A 7,115-nucleotide genomic window follows, 5' to 3' on the forward strand; every position below is an offset into this window, starting at 1 on the left:
CGCAGCGGCAGGGTGTTGAGGTCGCTGCCGAACATGAGTGGCAGCACGAGCACCGGGTGGCCGTCCCCCTTCGGTGCCAACGTGAGCAACGGCTGCGCCGCAAGGCCGGCACCAAGCTCCCAGGGGGCACGGGCCTCCAGCGCGAAACGCATCGGAGCAGACAGCTGCTGCATCAGATGGTTCGGCGCATCGCTGCCCGATTTGGGTTTCTGCACCATGATGCAGGCTCTCCGCGTCCGGTGTCCGGGACCATCAAGCGCGCCGCTTGGGCGGATCGAAGCCCGCCTCGACACCCTGCCCCGTAGCAGGCGTGGCCGACGGCAGGCGGCGCTTACCGATATTCTTGCGATCCCGCTCACGCTGCTTGGGCTTGGCGCCCGCCTTCGCCTTGCCCTTGGCCGCAACACGGCTGCCTGTGCCCTTGGCCGCGGCCTTCTTCGTAGGCTTGCGTCGCTTTGGAGAGCCCTTGAAGCGGGCCTCCAGTCCGTGCAGCACCCGCTCCCGCAGCTCCAGGCCCAGGTAGCGGGCGATGCCCTCCATGCGGTTCCATTCCGGAGCGCCCACGAGACTCACGGTCAGTCCATGGCGCCCGGCGCGGCCGGTGCGTCCGCTGCGGTGCAGATAGTCATCGCCACTTCGGGGCACGTCCAGGTTTACCACGAGCGCTACGCCCGGGACGTCGAGGCCGCGGGCAGCAACATCGCTCGCCACCAGCACCGCGACGCTGCCGTCGCGGAACAGGCCCATGACACGCTTGCGCTCGCGCTGATCCAGCTCCCCGTGCAGCACGGCACAGCGAATGTCGAGTTCGGCGAGTCGCGCCGCCACCTGCCTGGCGCCGGCTCGGGTGTTGGTGAACACCAGAGCGCGGACGTCTTCGGCCTCCGTCAGCAAGCGGTGCAGCAGACGCGCTTTGTGGGTCGGGTCGTCAGCACGGACAAACTGGTGCTCGATGTCTGGGTGGGCGCTGCGGTGGTGGTCTAGGGTGATGGTGAGGGGGTCCCGCAGCAGATGCCGTGCCACCTCGGGGACACCGCGCCGATGCAGGGTCGCCGAGAAGAGCATGGACTGACGCGCTGCAGGGGCCCGGTCGACGATCGCGAAGACGTCCTCCGCGAGGCCCATGTCCAGCATGCGATCCGCCTCGTCCAGCACCAGGAAGGCCAGGTCGGCGAGGTCCGCTTCGCCCGTTTCCAGATGCTCCAGGAATCGCCCTGGTGTAGCGATAAGGATCTCCGGGTTGCGCCGCAGCGCGTTCACCTGGTGGTTGCGCGGGTCGCCGCCCACGATGGCGGCTGCCGTGAGGCGGGTGTAACTGCCGACAGCCAGGAAATGATCCAGCACCTGGTAGGCCAGCTCCCGCGTGGGCACCAGCACGAGTGCGCGGGACCCGGCCCGGGGCGCAGGCGCCTCCAGCAGCCGTTGCATGATGGGCAGCAGAAAGGCCGCCGTCTTGCCGGAGCCGGTGGCGGCTGCGGCCATCAGGTCTCGACCTTCCAGCGCCGGAGGAATCACCGCCGCCTGCACCGGCGTCGGTACCTCGAAGCCCGCCTTGGCGATACCGCGCAGCAGGGGCTCGGCCAGGTCGAACGACACGAAGTCGTTGGTCTCAGCGGCGGAGGCTTCGGCAGTCATTGCTTGTTTAATGTCGCGTTTCGAGTAGCGAGTTTCGAGGAAAGAGACAGTGCGACCTCAGCCCTCAGCCCTCAGCCCTCAGCCCTCAGCCCTCGATACTCGCCCCTCGCTACTCATCACTCAACCTATATCTCGCCCCACAATACGGACAGGTCGCCTCGTGGTTGGGATCATCCTCGATAGGCAAATACACCCTTGGATGCATGTTCCAGACCTCGGCGTCGGGCATGGGGCAGGACAGCGGCAGGTCCTTGCGGGTGACGGTGCGCACCGGCGGCTCAGCCGCCGGTGGCGGGCTCGCGGGCTCGGACGTCCGCTCGCGTCGCGACTTCAGCATGAATCGGGCTCCTTGACGAATGACCACGGTTCTGGAGTTGAGGGGCTGCACCACACGTCCGGCACAGCCCGGGGGCAGCAGCGGCTTTCGGTGTGCAGGGCATTGGCAGTGCCTGCGCCGAGCACGCACCGTGCGGCGGTAGGCATCGGCTCGGCGACGGTGCTCCAGGATGTGCCGGTGCTGCGGGGTCAGACCGGCGTCAGCCAATGCAGGTGCTCGGGGCTGCGGCCGTGCACCACGTCGAAATACTTGGTTTGCAGGCGCTCGGTGACAGGGCCGCGGGTGCCGCTGCCAATGGCGCGGCCGTCCACTTCGCGGATGGGTGTCACCTCGGCTGCCGTGCCAGTGAAGAAGGCCTCATCGGCAATGTAGACCTCGTCGCGGGTGATACGCTTCTCGACCACGTCCAGACCCATCTCCGCCGCGAGCACCATCACCGTTTTGCGGGTGATGCCGTCGAGCGCCGAGGTGAGGTCTGGTGTGTAGATGACGCCGTCGCGGACGATAAAGACGTTCTCGCCGCTGCCCTCCATGACATACCCTTCGGCATCCAACAGCAGCGCTTCGTCGTAGCCGTCACGGATAGCCTCCTGCAAGGCCATCATGGAATTCATGTAGTTGCCATTGGCCTTGGCCCGGCACATGGTGATGTTGACATGATGTCGCGTGAAGGACGACACCTTGATGCGGATGCCGTGCTTGATGTTCTCCTCGCCGAGGTAACTGCCCCAGTGCCAGGCGGCGACGATACAGTGCACCTGCAAGTTGTCCGCGCGCAGGCCCATGCCCTCCGGCCCGTAATAGAACATCGGCCGGATGTAGGCGGACTCGAGCCGGTTCTCGCGCACGGTGGCCCGCTGCGCTTCGTTGAGCATCTCGGCGTCGTATGGCAGGCGCATCCCCAGGATATGCGCTGAGTTGAACAGCCGCTTGGTGTGCTCCTGTAACCGGAAGATGGCCGGGCCGCGCTCGGTGGCATAGGCACGCACGCCCTCGAAGACGCCCATGCCGTAGTGCAGCGTGTGTGTCAGCACGTGGGTCTTGGCATCTCGCCAGTCCACGAGCACGCCGTCGTGCCAGATGACGCCGTCGCGGTCGGCCATGGTCATAATGAGTTCTCCGTCAGGCAGAGGTTACAGCGGCCGGCAGCGGCAGCGAGGCTGGCTTCAAAGGCACTCAGGGTGGACCGTGTTCCGTCGGAGAGCGGCTCGACCCCCCGACACTCGACACCTGGCATGCCTCATTCCATCAGGGCCCGCCATAGTCGGGCCACGGCGTCACGCTCTGCCACCAGCTCGGTGTCAGGCACTACGCCGGGCGTCTCCTCCAGCGCGTTGCGGTGATAGGCTGCGCGTAAAGCCTTATAGGCCTCGGTGAGCTCCTGCGCGGCGTGGCCCGGCAGCAGCGCAAGGCGGTCCAGCGTCTCCAGCAGGCGCACGTTATCGGTCCAGACCGTGAGCTCCGGGTGCTCCGCAGCCCAGCGCAGCACCGAATATTGAACAATGAATTCGACATCGGCAATACCACCGGCGCCCTGCTTGAGATCGAAGCGCCCTGATGCTGATGCATCCCCGCGCCGGCTCTTGTCCAGATTCGCGCGCATCTTGGCACGCATGTCCCGCACCTGCGTGCGCAGCTCCTCCGGCTCCCGAGGCAGCCGCAGGATCTCGGCGCGTATCTGTTGAAAGCGCTCGGCGAGCCGGGTATCGCCGGCCACCGGTCGCGCGCGCACCAGGGCCTGGTGCTCCCAGGTCCAGGCCTCCTCGCGCTGGTAGCTCGCAAAAGACGCCAGGGTTCGGGCGATCATGCCCTTGTCGCCATCCGGGCGCAGGCGGGTGTCGATCTCGTAGAGCACGCCTGAGTAGGTCGGCGTGGTCATGATGTGGATGATGCGCTGCGCCAGCCGCACGTAGAACTGGCTGCCGCTGACCTGACGCTGGTCGTCCGCCGTGGCCGCGGTGCTTTCGGTGGTCAGGGCCTCGTCGTACAGGAACACCAGGTCGAGGTCTGAGTTGTAGCCGAGCTCGATACCACCGAGCTTGCCGTAGCCCAGCACCAGCATGCCGGGATGGGTCAGCTCGGTGCCGGGCGGCAGGCCGTGGCGCCGGCTGAGATCGCAGAAGGCGATGGCGAGGCTGCGCTCGGTGGCTACCTCGGCGATCTCCGTCAGGTAGTCACTCACCACCATGAGCGGGATGACACCGGTGATGTCCGCCGCGGCGGTCCGCAGCTTGTTGCCCTGCACGAACTGGCGCAGACGCTCCATGCGCTGTTCCAAGTCGTCGTCGCCGACGGTGCCGAGCAGTACGTCCAGCTCCTGCTCCAGGTCGGCCCGGCGCAGGGGCTCGAACAGCCGCCGGGGATCCAACAGCTCGTCCAGCAGCAGCGGCTGCTTCGCCGTGCGCTCGGCGAACCAGGGACTCTTCGCGCTCAGCAGCACGAGCTGTCGCAGCACGTCGGGATGCTCGGACAACAGCGCGAGATAGGCAGTGCGGCCAAGCACCGACTCCAGCACCCTGAGCACCCGCGGAAGGGCGACATCCGGATGCTCGCTCTCGGCGACGGCGGCGAGCAGAGCGGGCACCACGTAATCCAGACGCTCCGCCGCGCGGGTGCTCAGGCCCCGGCGCTCTGCGGCATCGCGAAAGCCGGCGATGACCTTGGCGGCGGCAGCCGGGTCACGAAAACCATGCGTCGCCAGCAGGGCCTCGCTGTCCGCTGCCGCCGCCCGACCGCTCCAGAGCGATGACAGGGCATGCTCACCGCGGCCGGGCTCGGCGAAGATGGCCTCGAAGGAGCGTTGCACCCGCTCGCGGTGCGCCGAAAGCGCGGCGTCGAAGGCAGGCCAGTCATCGAAGCCCATGCTCAGGGCGAGCCGCCGCCGGGCCTCGGGCTTCTCCGGCAGTACGTGCGTCTGGCGGTCCTGCCATGCCTGCAGGCGGTTCTCGGTCAGCCGGAGAAACCGGTACGCCGACGTCAGCGCCGCGACATCGGCGGGACTCAGCAAGCCCTTCTCGCCGAGAAGCTCGAGGACAGGCTGAATGGCACGAATACGCAGCTCCGGTTCGCGGCCGCCGCGGATCAGCTGAAAGGACTGGCCGATGAACTCGATCTCGCGGATACCGCCGGGGCCGAGCTTGATGTTGTGCTCCATGCCCTTGCGCTTGAGCTCCCGGCTGATCATCACCTTGAGCGAGCGCAGGGATTCGATGGCGCCGAAATCCAGGTAGCGTCGGTAGACAAAGGGCCGCAGCTGCGCCATCAGCTCGTTCGCCGGCCCCGTGGGACCCGCCACGACCCGTGCCTTGGTCATGGCGTAGCGCTCCCACTCCCGAGCCTGGGTGTAGTAGTAGCCCTCCATGGCATCGAAGCTCATGGCGAGCGGACCGGCGCTGCCGAAGGGTCTGAGCCTGGTGTCCACGCGGAAGACGAAGCCGTCCACGGTGACTTGGTCCAGCGCCTGCACCAGGCGCTGGCCAAGGCGGGTGAAGAACTGCTCGTTGGTGAGTGCCCGCGGCCCCCCGCGGGTCTCGCCGGTGTGCGGGAAGGCGAAGATGAGGTCGATGTCGGAGCTCATGTTGAGCTCGCGGGCGCCGAGCTTGCCCATGCCGAGCACCAGCAGCCGCTGACGGCGGCCTTGGGCATCCTCGGGCACGCCCAGCTCGGCCTCTGTCCAGGCGGTGAGCAGATGCAGGGCGCGCTGTATGCAGGTGTCGGCGAGCGCCGTCAGGCTCTCCAGCGTCTCGTCGAGATCAGCCCAGCCGGCGAGGTCCCGCCAGACGATGCGCAACATCTGTGTGCGCCGAAAGCGCCGCAGCACCCGGGCAAGCTCGGGCTCGTCGGCGATGTCAGTGGACAAATGCTCAAGCGCCTTACCGAGCAGCGCTTCGAGCTCTCCGTCAGCCGGCGCCCGCGCCAGGGCACTGTCAGCGATCAGGCGGGCCAGTGTCTCGGGGCTGCGGGCCGCGGTGAGCGCCGCGTACTCACTTGCCGCCCAAACCTGCTGCCTGGCGCGCTGGAAGTCCGCAGCTTCAGGTACGGCAACCCCATTGTCCGCGGCCCACTCGAGCCATTGCGCCCAGTGGCGCTCCGCGGGGCTGTCGGCCGCGGGCGGGGTGGCTGGACCGTCGGTGGCGGCGTCTGTGTCCTCAGTCATGCACGATGCTGTAGCGGCTCGCCATGCGGTGACTCGCACCGGCGGGGACGGTCACCGCATCGTTGGCGGCATTGGTGGTCTCGACGCAGACCATTCCCAAGTACTCGTCATCGCCGAAGTCGCCCATTTGCTGCGACTGCACTACCCAGGGGTTCCAGACAACGGCGGAGCGGCTGCCTTCTCGGTCAATACGAATCTGCCGGCCGAGTGCGGGATCGTCCACGATAAGCCGGCCTGTCGTGTCCAGGTAGATGCGGTTCACCGGGCCGTCGAAATTGATGGGGCCGGACTGCTTGACGCGTACATCGACTTGGTCAGCCGGCGCTCGGTCGGGCGCGATGCTGGCCACCTTGTCGATGTACTCGTGCCCGGCGAGGCCGAGCACCTGCACCCGGCGCACATCGCCCACCTTGAAATAGGTATGCAGGCCCTGGGTGATGGTGACGGGCAGGTCGCCGGTATTGCGGCTGACGAGCGCCACATCCAATGACTCTCCAACCATCACCTCGATCTCCAGTGCAAAAGGGTGCGGCCAGAGCGCGCGGGTGGCCTCGTCGTCGCGGCAGCCGAGGCGAACCCGGGTGCCGCCGTCCACCATCGCCTCGGTGGCGAGGAGTCGCCAATGGCGCCCGCGCACGAAACCGTGATCCGGCCTTCCCCTGGCTTCGGGGTCCGGCCCGAACCAGGGCCAGCACACGGGAATGCCGCCCTTGATGGCCTTACCCGGCTGGAAATGGGCATGCTCGCTCACGAACAGCAGATCCTGCTGCTCCGGCCCCGGACGATAGGACAGCACCTGCCCGGCGTAGGCGCAGATCTCCGCCTGGGCGTGCTCGTTGTCGATGCAGATCACGGGAAAGCCGCCGGCACCGGCGCAGATGCTGAGCACACCAGCGATGCCGAATTCCTCGTTCGCCTGGGCGATGTCCATGGGGGCTCCTGATTCGGCCGCCGCGGCCGGTTGGCTGCCAGATGTCGCTGCTCTAG

Annotated in this window: 5 protein-coding genes and 1 pseudogene; all 6 read right to left on the bottom strand. The window is 67.3% G+C overall.

Features of this window, described 5'->3' with window-relative positions; all coding sequences use genetic code 11:
* Window positions 1-218: pseudogene (locus I6U14_RS06460) on the bottom strand (alpha/beta hydrolase); the annotation flags it as partial.
* A gap of 34 nt (window positions 219-252) precedes the next feature.
* Window positions 253-1,635 carry a DEAD/DEAH box helicase gene (locus I6U14_RS06465; protein WP_296897829.1) on the bottom strand — a complete coding sequence of 461 codons (1,383 nt, stop codon included), beginning with the start codon at window positions 1,633-1,635 and terminating at the stop codon, window positions 253-255.
* 109 nt (window positions 1,636-1,744) lie between these two features.
* The gene (locus I6U14_RS06470; protein ID WP_296897831.1) at window positions 1,745-1,972 is read right to left on the bottom strand and encodes a zinc-finger domain-containing protein; all 228 of its coding nucleotides are present in this window, start codon (window positions 1,970-1,972) and stop codon (window positions 1,745-1,747) included.
* Between the two features lie 188 nt (window positions 1,973-2,160).
* Window positions 2,161-3,081 (bottom strand): branched-chain amino acid transaminase, encoded by a 921-nt coding sequence (locus tag I6U14_RS06475; RefSeq protein WP_296897833.1) that lies wholly within the window; start codon window positions 3,079-3,081, stop codon window positions 2,161-2,163.
* 131 nt (window positions 3,082-3,212) lie between these two features.
* Entirely contained in the window at window positions 3,213-6,128 is a 2,916-nt protein-coding gene (glnE, locus tag I6U14_RS06480; protein WP_296897835.1) for a bifunctional [glutamate--ammonia ligase]-adenylyl-L-tyrosine phosphorylase/[glutamate--ammonia-ligase] adenylyltransferase, read from the bottom strand.
* The coding region (locus I6U14_RS06485; protein WP_296897837.1) for a D-hexose-6-phosphate mutarotase at window positions 6,121-7,115 on the bottom strand (995 nt) is incomplete at its 5' end. The genes I6U14_RS06485 and glnE, both read right to left, overlap by 8 nt.

Source organism: Thiohalocapsa sp., assembly GCF_019695415.1.
In the GTDB taxonomy this organism is placed as follows: domain Bacteria; phylum Pseudomonadota; class Gammaproteobacteria; order Chromatiales; family Chromatiaceae; genus Thiohalocapsa.

What these genes read in the sequence shown, in the direction of transcription:
- glnE (WP_296897835.1), bottom strand. Translation starts at nt 6,128, where the DNA reads ATGACTGAGGACACAGACGCCGCCACCGACGGTCCAGCCACCCCGCCC.
- I6U14_RS06475 (WP_296897833.1), bottom strand. Translation starts at nt 3,081, where the DNA reads ATGACCATGGCCGACCGCGACGGCGTCATCTGGCACGACGGCGTGCTC.
- I6U14_RS06470 (WP_296897831.1), bottom strand. Translation starts at nt 1,972, where the DNA reads ATGCTGAAGTCGCGACGCGAGCGGACGTCCGAGCCCGCGAGCCCGCCA.
- I6U14_RS06465 (WP_296897829.1), bottom strand. Translation starts at nt 1,635, where the DNA reads ATGACTGCCGAAGCCTCCGCCGCTGAGACCAACGACTTCGTGTCGTTC.